The sequence below is a fragment of the Variimorphobacter saccharofermentans genome, assembly GCF_014174405.1.
In the GTDB taxonomy this organism is placed as follows: domain Bacteria; phylum Bacillota; class Clostridia; order Lachnospirales; family Lachnospiraceae; genus Mobilitalea; species Mobilitalea saccharofermentans.
Window position 1 is genome coordinate 1,618,458 of sequence record NZ_JACEGA010000001.1, and the last position, 21,193, is coordinate 1,639,650.

At 37.6% G+C, this 21,193-nt stretch carries 20 protein-coding genes; 16 read left to right on the forward strand and 4 right to left on the reverse strand.

The annotated features are described in order from the left end of the window. Positions 1 to 120 precede the first annotated feature (120 nt). On the reverse strand, positions 121 to 408 hold the full coding sequence (locus H0486_RS07055; RefSeq protein ID WP_228352324.1) for a CD3324 family protein: 288 nt from the start codon (positions 406 to 408) through the stop codon (positions 121 to 123). A gap of 263 nt (positions 409 to 671) precedes the next feature. Beyond that, complete coding sequence (locus tag H0486_RS07060) at positions 672 to 1,241, reverse strand: N-acetylmuramoyl-L-alanine amidase family protein (RefSeq protein ID WP_228352325.1); 570 nt, start codon at positions 1,239 to 1,241, stop codon at positions 672 to 674. 323 nt (positions 1,242 to 1,564) lie between these two features. On the opposite strand from H0486_RS07060, the gene H0486_RS07065 reads away from it, so the two are divergent. From H0486_RS07065 to H0486_RS07120, 12 genes are all read left to right on the forward strand, one after another. Beyond that, a complete protein-coding gene (locus H0486_RS07065; protein WP_228352326.1) occupies positions 1,565 to 2,605 on the forward strand; it encodes a substrate-binding domain-containing protein in 1,041 nt (346 codons plus the stop codon). Positions 2,606 to 2,659: 54 nt separating this feature from the next. Then, positions 2,660 to 4,147, forward strand: coding sequence for a sensor histidine kinase (locus H0486_RS07070; protein WP_228352327.1), 1,488 nt, complete (start codon positions 2,660 to 2,662; stop codon positions 4,145 to 4,147). Positions 4,148 to 4,200: 53 nt separating this feature from the next. Continuing rightward, complete coding sequence (locus H0486_RS07075) at positions 4,201 to 5,802, forward strand: response regulator (protein WP_228352328.1); 1,602 nt, start codon at positions 4,201 to 4,203, stop codon at positions 5,800 to 5,802. A gap of 47 nt (positions 5,803 to 5,849) precedes the next feature. Further along, on the forward strand, positions 5,850 to 6,863 hold the full coding sequence (locus H0486_RS07080; RefSeq protein ID WP_267023498.1) for a substrate-binding domain-containing protein: 1,014 nt from the start codon (positions 5,850 to 5,852) through the stop codon (positions 6,861 to 6,863). A 242-nt stretch (positions 6,864 to 7,105) separates the two neighbouring features. Further along, positions 7,106 to 8,200 (forward strand): multiple monosaccharide ABC transporter substrate-binding protein, encoded by a 1,095-nt coding sequence (gene chvE, locus H0486_RS07085; protein ID WP_228352330.1) that lies wholly within the window; start codon positions 7,106 to 7,108, stop codon positions 8,198 to 8,200. A gap of 160 nt (positions 8,201 to 8,360) precedes the next feature. Continuing rightward, positions 8,361 to 9,899 carry a multiple monosaccharide ABC transporter ATP-binding protein gene (gene mmsA, locus H0486_RS07090; RefSeq protein WP_228352331.1) on the forward strand — a complete coding sequence of 513 codons (1,539 nt, stop codon included), beginning with the start codon at positions 8,361 to 8,363 and terminating at the stop codon, positions 9,897 to 9,899. 2 nt (positions 9,900 to 9,901) lie between these two features. Then, positions 9,902 to 11,059, forward strand: coding sequence for a multiple monosaccharide ABC transporter permease (mmsB, locus tag H0486_RS07095; RefSeq protein ID WP_228352332.1), 1,158 nt, complete (start codon positions 9,902 to 9,904; stop codon positions 11,057 to 11,059). Between the two features lie 97 nt (positions 11,060 to 11,156). Continuing rightward, on the forward strand, positions 11,157 to 11,813 hold the full coding sequence (locus H0486_RS07100) for a hypothetical protein (RefSeq protein ID WP_228352333.1): 657 nt from the start codon (positions 11,157 to 11,159) through the stop codon (positions 11,811 to 11,813). Between the two features lie 295 nt (positions 11,814 to 12,108). Further along, on the forward strand, positions 12,109 to 12,426 hold the full coding sequence (locus H0486_RS07105) for a hypothetical protein (RefSeq protein WP_228352334.1): 318 nt from the start codon (positions 12,109 to 12,111) through the stop codon (positions 12,424 to 12,426). Positions 12,427 to 12,520: 94 nt separating this feature from the next. Further along, on the forward strand, positions 12,521 to 13,528 hold the full coding sequence (gene asnA, locus H0486_RS07110; protein ID WP_228352335.1) for an aspartate--ammonia ligase: 1,008 nt from the start codon (positions 12,521 to 12,523) through the stop codon (positions 13,526 to 13,528). A 70-nt stretch (positions 13,529 to 13,598) separates the two neighbouring features. Further along, a complete protein-coding gene (locus H0486_RS07115) occupies positions 13,599 to 14,249 on the forward strand; it encodes a histidine phosphatase family protein (protein ID WP_323163537.1) in 651 nt (216 codons plus the stop codon). Continuing rightward, complete coding sequence (locus tag H0486_RS07120; protein ID WP_228352336.1) at positions 14,246 to 14,908, forward strand: HAD family hydrolase; 663 nt, start codon at positions 14,246 to 14,248, stop codon at positions 14,906 to 14,908. The genes H0486_RS07115 and H0486_RS07120 overlap by 4 nt, the downstream gene beginning before the upstream one ends. A gap of 21 nt (positions 14,909 to 14,929) precedes the next feature. Here the strand turns inward: H0486_RS07120 and H0486_RS07125 are convergent, their stop codons facing one another. Next, positions 14,930 to 15,949 carry an SDR family oxidoreductase gene (locus H0486_RS07125; RefSeq protein ID WP_228352337.1) on the reverse strand — a complete coding sequence of 340 codons (1,020 nt, stop codon included), beginning with the start codon at positions 15,947 to 15,949 and terminating at the stop codon, positions 14,930 to 14,932. Between the two features lie 38 nt (positions 15,950 to 15,987). Beyond that, positions 15,988 to 16,623 (reverse strand): GNAT family N-acetyltransferase, encoded by a 636-nt coding sequence (locus H0486_RS07130; RefSeq protein ID WP_228352338.1) that lies wholly within the window; start codon positions 16,621 to 16,623, stop codon positions 15,988 to 15,990. Between the two features lie 334 nt (positions 16,624 to 16,957). On the opposite strand from H0486_RS07130, the gene H0486_RS07135 reads away from it, so the two are divergent. The 4 genes from H0486_RS07135 (at position 16,958) to H0486_RS07150 (ending at position 21,192) form a co-directional block, all read left to right on the forward strand. Continuing rightward, positions 16,958 to 17,881 carry an AEC family transporter gene (locus tag H0486_RS07135; RefSeq protein ID WP_228352339.1) on the forward strand — a complete coding sequence of 308 codons (924 nt, stop codon included), beginning with the start codon at positions 16,958 to 16,960 and terminating at the stop codon, positions 17,879 to 17,881. A gap of 131 nt (positions 17,882 to 18,012) precedes the next feature. Then, on the forward strand, positions 18,013 to 18,888 hold the full coding sequence (locus H0486_RS07140; RefSeq protein ID WP_228352340.1) for a DegV family protein: 876 nt from the start codon (positions 18,013 to 18,015) through the stop codon (positions 18,886 to 18,888). A gap of 190 nt (positions 18,889 to 19,078) precedes the next feature. Continuing rightward, on the forward strand, positions 19,079 to 19,834 hold the full coding sequence (locus H0486_RS07145) for a TrmH family RNA methyltransferase (protein WP_228352341.1): 756 nt from the start codon (positions 19,079 to 19,081) through the stop codon (positions 19,832 to 19,834). Positions 19,835 to 19,902: 68 nt separating this feature from the next. Next, on the forward strand, positions 19,903 to 21,192 hold the full coding sequence (locus H0486_RS07150) for an MFS transporter (protein WP_228352342.1): 1,290 nt from the start codon (positions 19,903 to 19,905) through the stop codon (positions 21,190 to 21,192). Position 21,193: the final 1 nt, after the last annotated feature.

The following is a 21,193-nucleotide window of genomic DNA, read 5'->3' on the forward strand; positions in this document are numbered from 1 at the left end:
ATATAGATGAATATACTGATATTTAATTCACTTTTAATCGGACTTTTGACACTCTAATCAATTAATTACAAAAATACAGCAAGGCATGATCTATAATACCAATGCCTTGCTGTAAAAATGTTACGATGTATTCTGTTCCATTCTTTTTATGTTAGTAATGATTCGTTGAATACTTTTCGTAGATAGATAATATTCCTCAGCTAATTCTGCAATACGAAACCCTTTCTTATATTTTTCATATATTTCATAGTTACGTAATCTGGTCTGGTTTTTCGAATCGGTATTCTCGCCCCAGCTTTTATAGTTGGATGGCTTTTTCGGAATATATAAATATTGCCCATCCGCATACTCCTGAATCAGCGTCAGTAATTCCTGCGGAAGTATAAGCTCCGCCCTAATATAGCTCATTTTGCGCCTCCCTAAATATTTTTTCAGGTCGATGCAAAGGCTATTCACAATTCATTATTTGTATCAAATGCAATAGCCTCTGCTACGCATTCAAAATATGTCTTCTTCTCATATAGAATGAGCCCCTTTCCTCAATCAATAATTATCATCTGTTATATTATATAATATCACAGATTATGTAAAATTCAATAGAAAAAGTAAGTAATACCAAAAAAGGAAGTCTTTGGAGCACTTCCTTTTCACGGTTATGAGTTTTATCCATATTAAGCAAATCCGAAATATCGCATAATACCGATAAACATTCCGTATGCAAATCCATATTGATTATCGCGTAACTTTTGAGCATCCGACCAGTTTGTGAGGTAACCGAGTTCTACTAAAAGAGATGTCATTTGTGTTCGGCGGAGTACGTACAAGGAAGGATTAAGCCGAATACCGTTATTTCTAGTGCCGACCGTCTGTACAATTCCATTCATGATCTGCTCACCTAACCAATGAGCCTGTGAATAGAATTGATAAATATATACTTCAGTTCCGTTTATAGCTGGGTTTTCATTGGCGTTGCAATGAATGCTGATAAAGTAATTGGCAGGCCACTCATTCGCCATACGAACCCTTTCAGCAAGGCTGGTAGCATTCGTGGTTCCTAATACAGTAGTGGGTGTTGGCCTTGAGAGCCTTGCTTCAAAACGGGGGTCTGCATTCAGTAGGTTCGCCAGATAGACTCCCACATGGTAGGTGATGTTCTCTTCGTTTAAACCATTTCCAACTGCTCCGGCATTGTGAAAGCCGGTAGGATTGTGACCTTGATCTATAAATATTTTAATAGCCAAAGAAACACTTCCTTTCATCTTACTATTATTCTCTTAGGTAATTGCGAAACGAAGAATTGTGGTCATAGTGAATACAGTGGATACATATTCCGAAGCATACCATAGCGGAAGGAGCGGACTTGCACAGGAATATGTATCTGCTGTATTCATAGTAAGATATCTTAAGAGTTTCGCAATTGCCTATACTATTAATATCTTATTCTTCGAAGATAATGTTGTTACACCGTGATTAGGATGAATAATGATAGTAAGTAAATTGTATATATGCTATAATTAAAAAAGTAATACATAATGCTATAATGTCCATATCAACTGGAGGAGCTATGAGAGGCAAACCGCATACGGCAAATAAGACAAGAGTTATTTCTATAGCTGCAATCACCAGCATCGCAGTGGGTATCGTGCTGGTGATATCAGGCATGTTTTTTTATCAATACAGGATTAAGGGCTTTGAGGTGCCAAAGACCATGTCCGATAAAGAATGTGACTATCATTATGCAATTATTTCGGAGGAGGTTGACGCCCCGTTCTGGGATGATATCTATCTCGGTGCTCTGGAAATGGGAAAGGAACAGAATGCTTATATCGAGAAATTCGGTAGTAACTTATCCGTATCCTACTCCTTATATGACTTGATGAAAATAGCCATTGCATCCAAGGTGGATGGTATTATTTTGGAACCCAATGGAGAAGAAAATATCGATGAGCTCATTAATGAAGCAGATGAGGCAGGAATACCAGTGGTTACAGTGCTAAAAGATGCGCAAACAAGTAAAAGGAAGAGCTTCATCGGTATCAATCGGTATAACCAGGGACAAGTCTACGGAAAAGAAATCCTTGAGCTCCTTGCGGAAGGAAGACATAATATCATAATATTATTAAATGAAGACTATAAAGATTCAAGCCAAATGATGATATACTCCACCATCCTGGATATTGTAGAAAATAGAAATGTTGAAGTGAAAACAGCAACAGTTAATACACAGAGCACATTTAGTTCAGAAGAAGATATACGTAATCTGATAATGGATAATCAAAATCCACCGGATGCATTAGTTTGTTTAACAGCAGTAGATACTCTATGTGCCTATCAGGCTATTGTGGATTATAACAAGGTGGGGAAGATTGATATTATAGGTTATTATGATTCTAACATGATTCTAAGAGCAATAGAGAAAGATAATGTACATGCAACCATGACAATTGATGCTCGTAAAATGGGTGCGTATTGTGTAGAAGCATTAACTGAATATAAGAAGACAAATCATGTTAGCGACTATTATTCTATTGATATCTCTGTTATAAACAAGGACAATGTCATGAATTATATTGAGACAGAGGAACAAGAGATTCAGGAGAATTAGCAGCTTATAAAGTTCGTGTCCACGTATTGTATATGATTAGAGTGAGGAACAGAAATGACAGAGAGAATAAAAAAGGGGTCCATTCGCAGAAGACTGATTATCGTATTCATATTTTCTTTTAGTGTCGTATTATTGGCGAATCTATTTCTGTACAACAATATCAATAAATCCATCGATGACATTGATCAGGTTTATGTAAGCAACATGGAATTGAATGAGCTGATGGAAGCATTGGGTGATGTACAGGATTCTGTATATGAATATTTGAACACCCAGAGTAGTGAAGCCTTAGAGAATTATTATCGAAGTGAACAGAGTTATCGGAAATTAATTGGTGAATTAAATGGGTCAACGATTGATAATGAGATTATCATCATGCAGAAGAATATTAAAAATATGTCGGATACTTATCTTGATATGATTGATGAAGCAGTTGCAGCGAAAAGAGGAAGGAATATTGAAAAGTATAAAGTGATTTATGAAGATGCTGTAACCATGTATGATTATATCAATAACTATATCCATAGCTTGAACAATGAACAGTTCAAATATAATTCGAATAATTATGAACGTTTGCTTCTGTCATTTCGGTATCTGGAAGTTATCAGTATGACAGTGCTAGCCATTATCACTGTTTTTAATATTGCGCTTATCATTATTGTAACACGGAGTGTCACAGAACCATTAACCATGCTGACAAAAGCAGCATATGAGGTGGCTGCAGGTAATTTTGATGTGGATTTACTCCATGAGGATTCTACCGATGAAATTGAAATTGTGACAAAGGCATTTAATTACATGATAGACAGTATCCATCAATATATAACAAAGATTAAAGAAAGCATGGAGCTTGAAAACAAAATGAAGGAAAAGGAACTGATGATGATAAATCATCTGAAGGATGCGCAGCTAAAATACCTACAAGCACAGATCAATCCACATTTTCTTTTCAATACGTTAAATGCAGGTGTTTCCCTGGCCATGATGGAAGAAGCGGACAAAACAGCTCTATACATCGAAAATATGTCCAATTTCTTTCGTTCGAACATGAAGAGCTTCGAGCAGGATTCGACCATTCGGGATGAAATTAATCTGGTCGACAGTTATATTTATATTCTGAATGTGAGATTTTCGGGAGGAATTCATTTTTATAAGGAGATCGATGAAAGCGTGATAGATACCAGGGTTCCGAGTATGATACTGCAGCCGATTGTGGAGAATAGTGTAAATTACGGCATTCGGGATATTGACTATATGGGAGAAATCAGACTGAAAGTGATCATGGTAGAGGATTGCATTGATATTATCGTCTCAGATAATGGAGCGGGCATCGATGATGCCATTGTTAGGAGAATTATGTCAGCTAATCTGGAAGATAAAGCATCCATCAGCGAATCTGCAGTTGCGAAGGATTCCAATGGAATTGGTTTGGGGAATGTGATTAATCGACTGCGATTATATTATAACCGGGAGGATGTATTTGAAATTGCAAGCGAGGGAAGAAACAGAGGAACTACTGTTACCCTGCACATACCCAATTAAGAATGAGATATAAGAAAATGAATAATAGACATAGGAAGGTCTGGAGGTAAGCTATGTTTAAAATATTGCTAGCGGATGACGAAGGAATTGTTACAGATACCTTGAAATTTATTATAAATAAGAATTTTCCAGATCAATGCATTGTGGAGAGTGCGGCATCTGGAAGAAGTGTAATTGAATTAGCCGAAACATTTAAACCGGATATTGCATTTATGGATATTCAGATGCCAGGTATTAATGGCATTGATGCTATGAAGGAAATTAGAAAAACCAATCACTCTGTGATTTTTATTATTATGACGGCATATGATAAGTTCAATTATGCAAAACAAGCAATCAACCTTAGGGTATTGGAGTATTTAACTAAGCCCGTGAGCCAGCAGAGTATTGTAAGTATCCTGACAAAAGCTATGTCGATGATAGAAGAAGATCGTAAGAAGAGAATGAACGATTTAATTATTCGGGAAAAATTAGAAACCGTAATTCCGATTATTGAAGGAGACTTTATCTATGCAATATTGTCTGGGGATGAATTTAACCGGATGGAGGAAAATTATAAAAACCTGCTTAATATTCCAGAGAATTACGGGATGATGATGATTTATGAATTTGGAGACTCTATTGAAAATGGAGTATTGACGAATCCGGTTGGTGTTAGTGTAAAAGCGCAAGCATTCTACAATGTCATTAAGGATTCCATAAAGGATGAGTTTCGATGTGTAGTGGGACCTCTAATGATGAATAGGATCGTAATATTCCTTCCTAGCATGAAACAACAGCTGGATTATGATGAGCGATCTGTATTAATTGAAAAGAACAGAAAAATAATCCGTGAACTGGTTAAATCCTTGGATGTGCAGTTTAAAGTGGGGATTGGGTCAGTCACTTCATTACAAAAACTTTATGATTCCTATCAGGAAGCGTTATCAGCCATTCAGAACAGTAAGGGGCGCGTTGCTCACGTAAAGGACTTACCCATCGGTTGTGAATATGAGGACGATTATCCCATAGATATCGAGAAATCCTTATATGACATGATTGAAAAAGGAAATGTGGAGGGCGCAAAGACAGAGGCCAGCCGTTTCTATCATTGGATGGTGGAGCATTATCCTGATTGTATGATGGATATTAAGCTCAAGGTATTGGAAACGGTGCTATTTGCCGAACAAAAGGCATTCTTAAGCGGAGGAATGACTTATTATTTTGAATATCGCAAGAATTACTTAAAGACTATTATTGATATCGATAATTATGAACTGTTATTGAACTGGTTTCTGGATAAGGTTATGGAAGCAAGCCGTAATATAACCTTGAAGAAGAAAGAACAGGTTAGTGGCACGATTGCTAAGGCAAAGTTATTTATAAAAGAGAATTATCATAAGGATATCTCATTGGACGATGTATCCCGAAGCGTTGATATCAGTCCATACTATTTCAGTAAGCTGTTTAAAGATGAGGCGAAGGTGAATTTTATCGATTATCTTACGAATATACGAATTGAAAAAGCTAAGGAGTTATTACTTAACCGAGATTTCAGTATTAAAAACATATGTATGGAGATTGGTTTACGTGATCCCAACTATTTCAGCAGGATATTTAAAAAGCAGGTGGGACTTACGCCAACCGAATACCGGGAGAATATTAATAGTAAGTAAAGGAGAGGGTTTTTACGAAGGGAAAATGGATTTGGATATGTGTGATTTTGCTAGTCACTTTATGCGGATGTAGTTCAAAAGAGGAGGAAGCGAATACAACCAGAACCTATGAGGATAAGATAAAGATCGGCATCTCCTTTGATTCCTTTGTAATAGAACGATGGCAAAGGGATCGGGATGTGTTTGTATCAACAGCGCAGGATCTGGGAGCTGAAGTCAATGTTCAGAATGCGAATGGAGATACGGAGGAGCAAATTAATCAAATTCAGTATTTTATTGATAAAAAGGTAGATGTAATAGTGCTAATTGCAACAGACTCAGAGGCTTTCAGCAAAATTTTGAAGCAGGCAAAGGATGCAGGAATTACCATAATAGCCTATGATCGACTGGTTCGTAATGCAGCAGTGGACTTATATATTTCCTTTGATAATGAAGAGGTTGGAAGATTAATGGGTGAAACTCTGGTAAAGGGTGTTCCAGAGGGAGGAAATATTGTAACGATATTCGGCTCACCCTCCGATCATAATGTAACACTGGTAGAAAAAGGATTTACGGAAGCGATGGAGGGAAAGGAGTATAATATCATTTATACCACCTATGCTCCAAACTGGCTGGCTGAGGAAGCATTTAATGCTATTAATTGTGCTCTTACGATTAATCCGAAGATTGATGGAGTACTATGCGGGAATGACGACTTGGCAAGTCAGGCGGTTAAAGCATTATCCGAAAACCGTCTGGCAGGTAAAGTGGTAATCACAGGTCAGGATGCAGATCTGGCGGCTTGCCAAAGAATCGTAGAAGGAACCCAAACGATGACTGTTTATAAGCCCGTTGATAAATTAGCAAAAGCTGCAGCACAATATGCTGTAATGTTAGCAAAGGGAAAGAACATATCAGTCACCACAACAATAAATGATGGGACGAACGAGGTTCCCTATGTAAAGCTGGAACCCATTGCGGTAACGAAGGATAATATCTATGATGTGATTATTAAAGGCGGGTTTCAAAAGGAGGAGGAGGTATACTTAAATGTTCCGAATCCGACAGAAGATTTAGAATAGAATCCGATTCCGGAAAATGCTAATGCTAGTATATTTTTTTTATGCATTAGCATTTTTTTATTATTGTATAAGATGGTCAAACCTAATGATAAAAATATGCGGTTTGTCGCAATTAATTCCAGACATATCTATGATACGATGAGCAGGTAAATTAAAGTGATTTGCAGCTCTGAAGTACACTTCGTTTATGAGATGCGGCAGACATTCAAATCACTCATCATATTATTTGGGAGGATTAGGTTATGAAAAGAAAATTGATTACTATCTTGTTATGTATCTCAGTAATTTCCACAATGCTTGTTGGCTGTGGAACCAAGACAACAACATCACCTTCATCATCAGGCAACAGTACTGGTAAGAAAATTGGTGTTGCAATGCCTACAAAGGATTTGCAGCGTTGGAACCAGGACGGCGCTAACATGAAAAAGTCACTGGAAGAAGCAGGCTATGAAGTAGATCTGCAATATGCAAATAACGATATTTCCACACAGGTTTCTCAGATTGAGAACATGATTACCAGTGGATGCGATGCTTTAGTTATTGCTTCCATCGATGGTGGATCTCTTGGAACAGTATTAGCAGAAGCAAAGAACAAGAACCTTCCTGTTATTGCTTATGACCGCCTTATCATGGGAACAGATGCAGTATCCTATTATGCAACCTTTGATAACTACATGGTAGGTACCATTCAAGGCAATTATATTGTTGATAAATTAGATCTTGAAAATCAGGCAGGTCCTTTTAATATTGAATTATTCACCGGTTCACCGGATGATAACAATGCACGCTTTTTCTTTGGTGGAGCAATGGATGTTCTGAATCCTTATATCGAAAGCGGAAAACTGAATGTGGTTTCCGGACAGAAGGAATTTGAAGAAGTAGCAACCTTGAACTGGTCAACTGAAGAAGCACAGAAGAGAATGGAAAACCTGATCACAGCCTATTATGCTGATGGAACTAAGTTGGATGTAGTATTATCCTCCAATGACTCCTGTGCAATTGGTATTAGCAACGCATTAGTAAATGCAGGCTATACCAAAGATAACTTCCCTGTATTAACTGGACAGGACTGTGATATCACATCTGTAAAGAATATCCTTGCAGGAACACAGTCCATGTCAATATTTAAAGATACCCGTACATTAGCTTCCAAGGTTGTAGAGATGGTTAATCAAATCATGAAGGGTGAAAAAGTTTCCGTAAACGATGAAAAAACCTACGATAACGGAACTGGTATTATTCCTACCTATCTTTGTGAGCCTGTATTTGCTGATGTAAATAATTACAAAGAGCTATTGATTGATTCAGGATATTACACCGAGGATCAGTTAAAATAATCAACATGAAAAAGGGTGTTGTAGAAACGTAACTCCTGCAGCACCCTAAAATGCATGACGATAGAAAGTTCTCTTTGTGAGCTTTCTATCGTATATAGCAAATAGAAAGCTCGAAAAGAGAACTTTCTATCGTATTGTGATTAGTGGGAGGAGGAGTACCTTGGCTAACATTTTATTGGAAATGAAGAATATAACCAAACGCTTCCCCGGAGTGAAGGCACTGGATAATGTGAATCTTAAGGTGGAGGAAGGAGAAATACATGCTCTAGTCGGTGAAAATGGTGCCGGAAAATCAACCTTAATGAATATACTGAGTGGAATTTATCCTTATGGAAGCTATGAAGGAGATATTCTGTATGACGGAGAAGAATGCAGATTTAGTGGTATTACAGACAGTGAAAAGAAAGGGATAGCAATTATCCATCAGGAGCTTGCTTTGATCCCATTTATGTCAATCAGCGAAAATATCTTCCTTGGTAATGAGAGAGGTACCCGATATCGTATTGATTGGGAGGAAACCGATCATAAGGCCAAGGATTTATTAAATACGGTAGGCTTATTGGAGAATCCTAGAACTTTGATTAAGGATATCGGGGTTGGAAAACAGCAGTTAGTAGAAATTGCGAAAGCGTTGGCGAAGAATGTGAGGCTGTTGATTCTGGATGAGCCAACTGCTTCTTTGAATGAAGCGGATTCCCGTAAGCTTTTGGATTTGCTTCTTTCTTTCAAGGAGAAGGGCTTAACTTCTATCATAATATCCCATAAGCTGAATGAGATTTCCTACATAGCAGATAAAATTACTATTCTGCGTGACGGAGCTACGATTGAAACCCTTGATAATAAAGCAGAAGTAATATCTGAGGAACGTATTATAAAGGGAATGGTTGGACGTACCATGACGGATCGCTTTCCAAAGCGAAATGAGACAGCATCAGATAAAATCAGTTTTGAGGTTAAAAACTGGAATGTATATCATCCGATTTATGAAGGACGGAAGGTAGTGGACAATGTATCACTTTATGTTCGTCGAGGAGAGGTAGTTGGAATTGCCGGGCTTATGGGTGCTGGTCGTACGGAGCTTGCCCTAAGTATATTTGGAAAAAGCTATGGTGTTAACATTAGCGGAACTTTAATCATTGACGGTAAAGAAGTGAAGCTGCAGAATGCTCATAAGGCGATAGAGAATGGACTGGCTTATATTACCGAGGATCGAAAAGGGGATGGATTAATATTAACCAATCCGATTAGGGTTAATACGACCCTTGCTGGAATGGAAAAAGTCAGCCGTAAAGGAATTGTTGATCATAACGAGGAAAATAGAGCTACTAAAAATTATATAGAGAAACTAAGAACAAAATGTACCTCTATAGAACAGGATGTTGGGAACTTAAGCGGAGGTAATCAGCAAAAGGTCTTAATTAGTAAATGGATGTTTACTGATCCCGATATTATGATACTTGATGAGCCGACACGAGGAATCGATGTTGGGGCCAAATATGAGATTTATTGTATCATCAATCAATTGGTGGCAGAAGGAAAATCGATCTTAATGATTTCTTCCGAACTTCCTGAGTTAATTGGTATGTGCGATCGCATATATGTTATGAATGAAGGAAGAATCGTGGGTGAAGTCATGAAAGAGGATGCGACACAGGAACTCATTATGGGTCAAATACTGAAATCAAGTAAAGGAGTATAAGGATGAATAAAGGAAAGGATTTACTCAAAAAAAATTCAATGCTGATAGCATTGCTTATAGTAACCTTGTTTTTTACCTGGCAAACAGGAGGAACCTTATTGGTACCTCAGAATGTGACTAATCTAATTGCACAAAACGGATATGTAGTAGTTCTGGCAGTTGGTATGCTGATTTGTATCATTACAGGAGGAAATATCGACTTATCAGTAGGATCAATCGTAGCTTTAGTTGGAGCTTTGGCCGGAACCCTGATTGTGACAAAAGGAATGAACATCTGGCTGTCCATCATTATCTGTCTTGCTGTTGGTATCCTAATAGGAGCATGGCAGGGTTTTTGGATCGCATACATAAGAATTCCGGCATTTATTGTAACACTGGCCGGCATGCTGCTATGGAGAGGCGTGGCGTTAATTATATTGGATGGATTGACTATCTCACCATTCCCTGCAGAATACCTCAATATTTTTAATAGCTATATTCCTGATATCTTTGGTGGATCAATTAATATTCTGTGTATTTTGATTGGTGTAATGGTATGTGTCATTTATATTGTATTACAGGTTATCTCCTTAATGAATAAGAAAAAAAGGGATAATCAGACAGGACCAGTGTCAATGATCCTGTTAAGATCGGCTATTATCTGTATTGTAATAATGGCAGCTGCATTTTCAATGGCATACTATAAAGGTATTCCCGCCATTCTTATCTTACTGGCAATTGTTGTAGTAGTGTATTCCTACTATACAACGAAAACGGTACCAGGACGTTACCTGTATGCCATGGGTGGCAACGAGAAGGCAGCGAAACTCAGCGGTATTAATACAAACAAAGTATTATTCTTTTCCTATGTTAATATGGCGTTTCTAAGTGCAGTTGCAGCTTTAATCTGTGTCTCAAGATTCAATTCCGCTGCACCGACTACCGGTACGAACTATGAAATGGATGCTATTGGATCCTGCTTTATTGGAGGTGCCTCAGCATATGGTGGTACGGGAAGTGTCTCAGGGGTAGTAATTGGAGCAATCTTTATGGGTGTAATTAATAATGGTATGTCAATTATGGGTATTGACACCAATGTACAAAAGGTTGTTAAGGGAGCAGTGCTTCTGGCAGCGGTTGCTTTTGATGTGCTATCGAAAAGAAGAAGAAAGTCAGAATAAAGAGGTTCTCCTTTGATTTGTTTTCTATTTTTGTATTATTTTTCAAATATGGGAAATAATAAAGATGATTTTGAAATAGAAAACAAGGAGGATTTTCATGAAAACAAAAGCATTTTGTTTGTTATTATTATTAAGTTTAATTCTTGTAGGATGTGGAAAAAAGGACAAAGGTGACAATACTGCGACTCCGGGTGCATCATCTCCTACTGTTGCACCTACACAGGCAGCTACTACAGCACCTACAACAGCTCCGACAGAAACTCCAGTAGCAACCACAGCACCGCAGGCCACACAGGCGGCAAGTGATACGGATGCAGTAACCACTGCCTCTATTGTGAATGATCAAGAGGGCTTTCTCAATGCAATCGGAACCAACGGAACCTGGATTATATGTCTACTCAATGATTTAACCATTGATAAGGAAATTGCTCTGGAAGGAGAGTTCAAGAATGGGAAGAAGGATGATGCTGGTAATGAGATCATTCAAAGAAAGGTTGCTCTCTACTCCCAGGATGCGGACCGCAATATTACTGCCAGATATACTCTGACAGCACCGAAATTTACCATTCTCAGTCCTCAGGCTAGTATACAGCATGGTACCTTTAAGGGGGATTTATATGTAGGAGTAAAGGATTTTAAGCTAGTAGATACTACTGTGGATGGAAATGTCTATTTTATGACAGAGGAAGCAAAGTCCACATTTACAATGGATGAAACAAGTAAGGTAACTGGTAAGCAGGAAATGCAGAAATAGTTACTGGTTGCGTTTACGCTAACATGACAATTTACTATTTGTTCTGAGAGCAAATGATTAAGTGTAAGGAATTATGAAGTTATAAAATACCAATATATAGCAATAGCACTGGGTTTGATATTATATTAATCGAGCCCAGTGCTATGTTATTTGAATACCATCAATTTCAAATCTCATATATTTCTTGTACAGGCATATACTATCGTGATAAAATAAATTGGTTTATATTGAGAAGCTATTAATGATGATAAAGTATCAGCGCTTCAAAGAATATCCTGTAAGGAGGAAAAATGAGATGAATGAAGAGCTTGGACAAATCGATGCAGACTTAAAGGGATTGTTTGTAGAATCTAAAATAGAGGAAATGAATCAGTTTTTACAGGAACAGCCGGATAATACCGTAAAGGAATTATGTGATTATAATTGGAATATTATCAAAAAGTATTATGACACGGAACGATTTGATCTCTTATTCCAGCATTTTACGTTTGTAGCCTATACCTGTTTTATGGTGGAATACTCATACAAACGCGGATTAATTCTTGACGAGGTATTTCAGATTATGATGATGGTCTATAATGATATCTATGAATTGAAAAGGTCGCAACATTGACAAAGTAGGAATTAAAATGTAAAATGTGCTTCGTAAATAATTTTTAGAAAGAAAAATAAGGAAATTTCACAATAGAAGAGAATGGAGGTAGGGTATGAAATTAATTATCCCTGACGGTTATAATGTAGCTCTTGATATCAAGGAAACAGAAATAGGTATTAAAGCAGTGAAGGATTTTTTTGAGAGGGAGTTGGCAAAGCAATTAAATCTCACCAGAGTATCAGCACCGCTATTTGTTAAACCGGAGACTGGCTTAAATGACAATTTAAATGGTGTGGAGAGACCGGTAAGCTTTGGTGTAAAGGAGCAAAATGATGCCGTAGTAGAGATCGTCCATTCTCTTGCAAAATGGAAAAGACAGGCACTCAAACGTTATGGATTTGCTGAGGGTGAGGGACTATATACGGATATGAATGCAATCCGTCGAGATGAAGATACCGATAATATCCATTCCATATTTGTTGATCAGTGGGATTGGGAAAAGATTATAAGTAAATCTGATCGTAATGTTGATACATTAAAGAATATTGTAAGAAAAGTTTATAAAGCGATTAAGAATACGGAAGTCTATATGGCAAAACAATATGATTATATTAAAGAAATCCTTCCGGAAGATATATTCTTTATTACTTCTCAGGAACTCGAGGATCTTTACCCGAATCAGACACCGAAGGAAAGAGAGAATATAATAGCTAAAGAAAAGGGTGCTGTATTTATCATGCAAATCGGAGGAGTATTAGCCTCTGGTGAACGTCATGATGGAAGAGCTCCGGATTATGATGACTGGAAGTTAAATGGAGATATAATCGTATATTATCCTGTTCTTGATATCGCATTGGAGCTATCTTCCATGGGTATTCGTGTGGATGAGGATTCCCTACTGGAGCAATTAAAAATCAGCAACTGCATGGAACGTGCTCAGTTACCTTTCCAGAAAGCATTATTGAACAAGGAATTACCTTATACCGTAGGTGGTGGAATTGGTCAGTCAAGAATCTGTATGTTCTATCTTCGTAAAGCACATATTGGTGAAGTACAGTCTTCTATTTGGCCGCAGGAGGTTATGGAAGAAGCAGAGAAAAATAATATTCCATTATTATAATATTTCTTCTATGAATAGGAATTATGGTTGTTTTGTTCTATAGGACTAAAATAGGCTCATAGATAAGGCGGTGAATTGCTTTATAGTTAATTTATATCTTATACGACATGGAAGGCAAAATAGCACGTTATGTAATGTGGATGTGGAACTCTCACGACAAGGCCAAATTCAGGCCGAATTATTAAGAGACCGACTCCAGCATTATCATATCGATGCATTATACTCAAGTGATCTGATTCGTGCTAAAGAAACGGCGGCAATCTTAAATGAAGCATTACAGCTTCCTCATGAGATTCGGGAAGATCTTAGAGAAATCTCGTTTGGCCTCATGGAGGGAAAATCTAACGAGTATAATGATGAGCATTTTAAGGAATTCAAAGAGGAACAGAAAAAACTTATAGAGGATATCCCTTATCCGGGTGGAGAAAACGGCACCTCTGTATATGAGCGTGCCATGCCGGTAATACAGGAAATCGTTCAAAGTGGGAAAAAGAATATTATAGTGGTTACTCATGGGGGGACGATTCGTGTTCTGCTTGCAGCCTTATTCGGAAGAAATCAGGCAAGACGCTTTTTGTTCGGTGTATCACTTGAGAATACCAGTATTACCCAGTTGGTATACAATGAAGAATATGACAGATTCTACTTGGAACGTTTTAATGACTTCGCACATTTAGAGGGACATCCAGAATTGTACAGAGAGAATTGGGAAGTGAAATGAGTCAAAAGAAAGCAATTATTTTTGATATTGATAATACCTTAGTTGATCGTAAAAAGGCTTTTTTGAATTTATGTGAATATTTTATTGAGAAGTATTCCAGGGATTATCCCTTCGAAGGAAGCAAAGAAAGCTTAATCCAGGCTATGATAATAGCCGATGCAGACGGATATGGAGGGTTACAGAATTTTATCCCCCGAATACGGAAGTACTGGAAGAGTTTGCCACTATCAACGGAAGAGTTCATTGTTGAGCGTAATGCAGTCTTTGGTGATCTGACAGTTGCGTACCCGGAAACATATGAAGTACTGGAAAAGCTATGGGGAAAATACAGATTAGGTGTTATTACGAACGGATATTCCTCCGTTCAAAGAGGCAAAATGGATACGGTAGGTATAACCAAATACTTTAATAATATTATTGTGTCAGGTGAGCAGCCATGGGAGAAACCGGATCCCCGCATTTTCCTTTTGGCCTGCGAAAATCTGCAGGTGAAGCCAGAGGAGGCAGTATTTGTGGGAGATTATTATCCCAATGATATTGTCGGTGCGATGAATGCAAAAATTATGCCCATCTGGATAACGGAACATCCGGATGAGCATAAGGATTATCAAGGAATTCATATTCCCAGATTAAGTGACCTACTTAATTATTTTATTTAAAAGATAACCGATTCTAAGATATTATGATAGCTGTGGAATATTCTGCTCCATCGCTTCATAAACTTCAATCATTTTATCGGTCCAAATATCAAATTCCTTATCCTCTCGTTGATACTCAGGATGTTTCTCAATAAAATCCAGGGCTATGCGAACACCTTGATCAAAACGTGTGGTTGCAGTGAATTCAGGAACTAGACGTTTGATTTTTGTGTTATCAAATATTACAGAATGAGCCTTGTCTCCGAGTAAACCTCCTAAGAAATCCTTCGATGCTTTTGCCAGAGCATCGGAAGGAATATGAACGATATTTGGTTTAACTCCAAGTGCATTTCCTATGATCTCATAGATTTGATTCCAGGTAAGGCTTTCATCCGAGGTGATCTGAACTGTCTCTCCGATTGCATGGGAATTTCCCATTAATCCAACAAAAGCTTTGGCAAAATCCGTATTATGGGTTAATGTCCACAGGGTATTGCCATCTCCATGAACAATTACTTTTTTTCCGTTCTTAATTCGGTTTATGACACTGTAGCTTCCATTTTTACCGTGTATTGCCAATGGTATCTCTGTATTATCATAGGTATGGCTTGGACGTACAATGGTGATCGGAAAGTTGTGATTGCGGTATTCTGACATCAAATACTCTTCACAGGCAATCTTATTCCGGGAGTATTCCCAGAAGGGGTTGAAGAGAGGAGTACTTTCGGTAATAAATGGACTGGATAAAGGCTTCTGGTAAGCGGATGCAGAGCTGATAAATATATATTGGCTTGTTTTGCCTGAGAACAGTCGAATATCCCTCTTGAGCGATTCTACATCAAATACAATAAAATCTGCTACCACATCAAAATACATTCCCTTTAGCTTTTCACATACGTCAGTCTCATTATATATATCCGCCTGAATTACATGAACGCCTTCAGGAACAAAACTCGGGCGATTCCCTCGATTTAATAAATAAAGTTCAAATCCTCGCTTTGCTGCTAATTCGGTTATAGCTGTACTGATCTTTCCTGTCCCTCCAATAAATAATGCTTTCATGTGTCATGCTCCTTTCTTATGTTATTCATTACATTGCTCTATTCTTCGGTAATAATGTGGACCATGGTATCATCTATGGGAGATTGTAGATAGGTATCCCGGGTCAATCCAAAGATATAATAATCGGTTATCACATTAAGAATAGCTCCCTGATGGATAAGGCCCTCCTGAGTAAAGCCAAGCTTTTGTGCTACTCTGACAGATCCGGTGTTATTACTAAAACACCGAATTTGGAGACGCGTTAGATTTATTTCCTCAAAAGCGGCTTTTATCATAGCTTGTCCAGCTTCCGGAGCAAATCCCTGTCCCCAGTAATTCTTATTAATTCGATAGCCTATATCAGCCTGTTTTTTTAGACGAAAATCATACAATACAATTTCTCCGATTACCTTACCGGTATTCTTTAGTTCCATCAGCCAGGTTAATTCTCTCTTAGCGTGGTATTCCTTCATCGTTGTTTTGTAATGATAGTCGAGCTTTATCTTCTTCTTAGGTCTGCGCCTACCATTGATATCATTGGCTTCATCGTAGATTCCCCAAAAGCGGTAAACACTGTAGTCGTTAATGAATTCCAAGCTATCACGTCCGTCGGATTCACTTTCTGTTATCTGACGTAATATGAGACGTTTCGTTTCTATTTTGGGTAATTTATAGAAAAAATGATCGTAACTCATCTATACCTCCTCTCAATCATGAAATTTCATTGAGTTATCATTATTATCATATATATTTTATGAATTATCAATACAAAGTACAGATATTTCGTGTATTTATCATACAGCTTAGACTAGGCAGGAGCTTAGACCGGATAGATATAGGAATTCATATTTTGCATGCGAAAAGAGAGTATTGTGTTCGTTGAAGTAACTTGGTTAAAAAAACCCTTGCCCAATGTCGAAAAACAGTGCATAATTAAGAACTGAGTATATAATAGTATGGCATCCTCAGTATTATTTGGATAGCTAATTGAAATTCATATAATTAATAACAAAGAAAGTAGGTTTTTTAATGTCCTTAGCAATGACTACATTTAATCAGATTATGATTATGTTCTTTATCATAATAGTAGGTGTTATATGTTATAAAACAAAGCTGGTTGATAAGGAAATGAACAAAAAATTATCAGATCTAGTACTTATGTTAGTTAACCCGATCGTTATATTTATTTCCTATCAACGTGAGTTTAATGCAACCTTGCTCTCGGGATTGATGATATCCTTAATTCTTGCATTTATTACTCATATATTTGGGATACTGATATCTGTTATTGTAATTCGAAAGAAACAGAGAACGGATGTGGCAATCGAACGTTTCGCAATTATTTATTCCAATTGTGGATTTATAGGCATTCCATTGGTTAATGGTGTTTTTGGAAGCGAAGGGGTATTTTATATCACAGCCTATATGACTATTTTTAATCTATTTGTATGGACTCATGGCATGATTACCATGTCTGGGAAAAGCGACAAAAAAACGGTGTTACATGCAATCTTTTCCCCATCGGTTATAGCAACCCTGTTAGGCTTTATATTATTTGTTTCTAGGATATTATTACCGGATATTGCAATTGAAGCCTTGGGTTATTTGGGAAATATGAATACACCATTGGCAATGCTGGTTGCCGGAGTTACCATAGCTCAAACTAATTTTTTAAGATCATTAAGAAAACTCAGAATTTACTTTATTACATTTTTTAAATTACTCTTTGTTCCGATTGTGATGCTGCTGTTTTTTCATTTCATTCCAATGCCACGGGTTGTATTAATTACTTCCGTATTGGCGGCAGCATGTCCTACTGCGGCTACAATAAATCTGTTTTCCATTCGATTTGATAAGAATTATATGTATGCATCGGAATTGTTTGCAATATCTACCATAGCATCCATAATAACCATTCCGCTTGTAATGATAATCGCTAATTGGATATCATAGACGATTGTAGCTTGCGTTAAGTCCTATGTTCGTAGTAAAATATAAGCTAGAGTAGTTTATTAGCCTGCATGACAGAAAAGCGGGGTGAGGTTAGTGTAGCTTCACTCTGTTTTTAAGAAAGGAACAATAATATGAATAACTATGTAATTGTTAGCGATGCAACCTTCGATTTGCCTTACGATATAATAAAGGAATATGATATCAAAGTTATTCCAATGGGTTTTCATATCGATAATGTGGAATATAGTCATTATCCAGATGAAAGAGAGCTTTCGATAGAAGAGTTTTATAGTAAACTAAAAGCGGGAGCAGTCTCTCAGACGACACAGATTACACCGTCTATCTATATGGATTTTATGGGGGAGATACTAAAAGAGGGGATGGATATTCTGTACATAGCCTTTTCATCCGGCTTAAGCGGAACCTATAATACATCTCAGATTGTTCTTCGGGAACTTCAGGAGGAATATCCAGATCGTAAAATATATACAATTGATTCGCGTTGTGCATCCATTGGTGAAGGAATACTTGTACTAAATGCAGCTCAGATGAAAAGAAAGGGACTCTCTATCGATGAGCTGAGAGAATGGGTTGAACAGAATAAGTTACGTGCCAGACATTGGTTCACAGTGAAGGATTTATTTCATTTAAAACGAGGTGGACGTATCTCATCCATTGAGGCATTTGTGGGAACAGCATTAAAAATCAGACCGGTATTAAGTACGGATGATGCTGGTAAGCTAGTAGTAATATCCAAGATTCGCGGGTCACGAGCTGAATTAGACTTCCTTTTATCAAAGCTGGAAGCAGAGGGAGAAGATCTTGCTTCACAGACAGTGATAATTGGACATGGAGATGATCTGGAACAGGCTAAAGAGCTGGAGACAATGATTCTTGGCAAAAACCTGGTAAAGGATATTATTATTGCGAAAATCGGACCAATTATCGGAACTCATACCGGACCAGGAATGTTAGCGCTCACTTTTATGGGAAGGAAATGCGAATAATTAGAATAGAGTCGTATTCATAATAAGTTAGGATACGACTTATTTTCATGCATTCATGTTCTGTTACGAAGCAAGCCATAGCGGAAGGAGAGGGTTTGTGCAGGAATATGTATCTGCTGTATACACAGCTGAGATATCTTCAGAGCTTTGTAATTACCTAATAGAATATAGCGCCAGGAGGTGAATTTGCTTGCATAAGGATGGGAAAAAAAGTGTAGTCGGTGAACAGGTGGTCAAGCCGTATAAAAAGGATGCGGAATATTCCTATACGCTTGGTGCATTTCCAACCTTTGAACTACTCAAAGCCAGACCGGAGCAGGTTAGAAAAGTAGTTATTGATCCAAGTTTTACTGATCAGGAGAAGCTAATCAGCCTGTGTAAGGAACTTATGATAACCTACGAGCATAATCAGAAACTGATATCGAAAATCAGTGATAAGGAGAATTGCTATGTAGCTGCTATTTTTGATAAGTACACCTGTGAATTAGGTTCCGAGAGGCCGCATATTGTTCTGGTGAATCCAAGCAATATGGGAAATTTGGGAACTATTTTACGAACGGCTGTTGGTTTTGGCATCTATGATATTGCAATCATCTTACCGGGAGCAGATATATTTCATCCCAAGACAGTACGGTCATCCATGGGAGCATTGTTTAAACTGCGCTTTCATCAGTATCAGTCATTTCAGGAATACCGTAATGAATTTCAAAAGCATCAGATATTTACCTTTATGTTAAATGGTGAGAACACACTTACTATTCAGGAATGTCCAAAGGTTCAATTGTTTTCCTTAGTATTCGGAAACGAAGCAACCGGTTTGGATGATTCTTATTTAGAGGTCGGAACCAGTATTCTGATTCCTCAGTCACCGGATGTTGATTCGCTGAATCTAACCATTGCGGTGGGAATCGGGGCTTATGTTTTTACAAACCAAAATAAGAAATAGTGATACGGTAATAGGATACAATAATCTATCATTAAGATAGCCTGAAATATAGGCAGAATGGAGGCTGTATGAGATTAAATTACAAACGTACTTTCTTTACTGGTCTTGCATTTTTATCTATTTGTGCTTTTTGGCAGATGTATGACAATGTGATCCCGCTTATGCTGAAGAATACCTTTCACTTGGGAGAAACAATAACCGGATTTTTAATGGGACTTGATAATATTCTTGCATTATTTATGCTTCCGATGTTCGGAGCACTTTCCGACAAAGCAGATACCAGGCTGGGAAAGAGAACACCTTTTATTCTTACAGGGACTATCCTGGCAGTAATATCCATGTCTTTTATTCCAATTGCGAATAGGATGAAAAACCTGACGATGTTTCTAATATTTCTTGGTATGGTTTTACTGGCTATGGGTTCATATCGGTCTCCGGCAGTCGCTTTGATGCCTGATATTACACCGAAGCCACTTAGAAGCAAAGCCAATGCAATTATTAATCTGATGGGTGCACTGGGTGGAGTATATACCTTAGCGATGATTATTCTTTTAGTGGATAAGCAAAAGGAAGATTATACAAAGGTGTTTATTGCAGTTGCAGGTATAATGGTGTTAGCAGTAATCCTATTAATGCTTACCGTACAGGAAAAAAAGATTGCTCTAGAGCTTCGACAGAGTGAAGAGGAGAGTAATCCGACTGAAGATGAAGGGGTTGTAACATCGGACCAATCGAAGAACGGTATGCCCAAAGAGGTTAAAAAGAGCTTTATATTTATTCTATCCTCGATTTTCCTATGGTTCTTTGCCTACAATGCAGTGACAACTGCTTATTCCCGTTATGCTGAGGTGGTATGGGGACTTAAAGGAGGAGGCTTTGCTAATGCATTACTGGTAGCTACGATTGCTGCAATTTTCAGTTATATCCCCATTGGATTTATATCCAGCAAAGTTGGAAGAAAGAAGACAATTATAGCAGGAATTATTATGATGACCGCGTCCTATCTATGTGGTGCCTTATTTGTACATTACTCATCATGGGTATATGTTGTCTTTGCTTTTACCGGAATAGGTTGGGCTGCCATTAATGTTAATTCATATCCTATGGTTGTTGAAATGTGTAAAGGAGCAGATATAGGTAAATATACCGGTGTATATTATATCTTTTCCATGTCATCCCAAATCATAACACCGATTGTATCCGGCGCATTATTAGAGCATGTATCATATCGCACGTTATTTCCCTATGCCGTGATCTTTTCCGCAGCTTCTTTTTGTACTATGCTGTTTGTGAAGCATGGTGATTCAAAACCGGTAAAAAAGAAAGATATGTTGGAGAATTTTGATACACAGGATTAAG

Coding starts and splice junctions, on each gene's coding strand:
- asnA (WP_228352335.1), top strand. CDS start 12,521: ATGAAATTAATTATCCCTGACGGTTATAATGTAGCTCTTGATATCAAG.
- H0486_RS07055 (WP_228352324.1), bottom strand. CDS start 408: ATGAGCTATATTAGGGCGGAGCTTATACTTCCGCAGGAATTACTGACG.
- H0486_RS07100 (WP_228352333.1), top strand. CDS start 11,157: ATGAAAACAAAAGCATTTTGTTTGTTATTATTATTAAGTTTAATTCTT.
- H0486_RS07130 (WP_228352338.1), bottom strand. CDS start 16,623: ATGAGTTACGATCATTTTTTCTATAAATTACCCAAAATAGAAACGAAA.
- H0486_RS07075 (WP_228352328.1), top strand. CDS start 4,201: ATGTTTAAAATATTGCTAGCGGATGACGAAGGAATTGTTACAGATACC.
- H0486_RS07135 (WP_228352339.1), top strand. CDS start 16,958: ATGTCCTTAGCAATGACTACATTTAATCAGATTATGATTATGTTCTTT.
- H0486_RS07065 (WP_228352326.1), top strand. CDS start 1,565: ATGAGAGGCAAACCGCATACGGCAAATAAGACAAGAGTTATTTCTATA.
- H0486_RS07140 (WP_228352340.1), top strand. CDS start 18,013: ATGAATAACTATGTAATTGTTAGCGATGCAACCTTCGATTTGCCTTAC.
- chvE (WP_228352330.1), top strand. CDS start 7,106: ATGAAAAGAAAATTGATTACTATCTTGTTATGTATCTCAGTAATTTCC.
- mmsB (WP_228352332.1), top strand. CDS start 9,902: ATGAATAAAGGAAAGGATTTACTCAAAAAAAATTCAATGCTGATAGCA.
- H0486_RS07070 (WP_228352327.1), top strand. CDS start 2,660: ATGACAGAGAGAATAAAAAAGGGGTCCATTCGCAGAAGACTGATTATC.
- H0486_RS07105 (WP_228352334.1), top strand. CDS start 12,109: ATGAATGAAGAGCTTGGACAAATCGATGCAGACTTAAAGGGATTGTTT.
- H0486_RS07120 (WP_228352336.1), top strand. CDS start 14,246: ATGAGTCAAAAGAAAGCAATTATTTTTGATATTGATAATACCTTAGTT.
- H0486_RS07150 (WP_228352342.1), top strand. CDS start 19,903: ATGAGATTAAATTACAAACGTACTTTCTTTACTGGTCTTGCATTTTTA.
- H0486_RS07125 (WP_228352337.1), bottom strand. CDS start 15,949: ATGAAAGCATTATTTATTGGAGGGACAGGAAAGATCAGTACAGCTATA.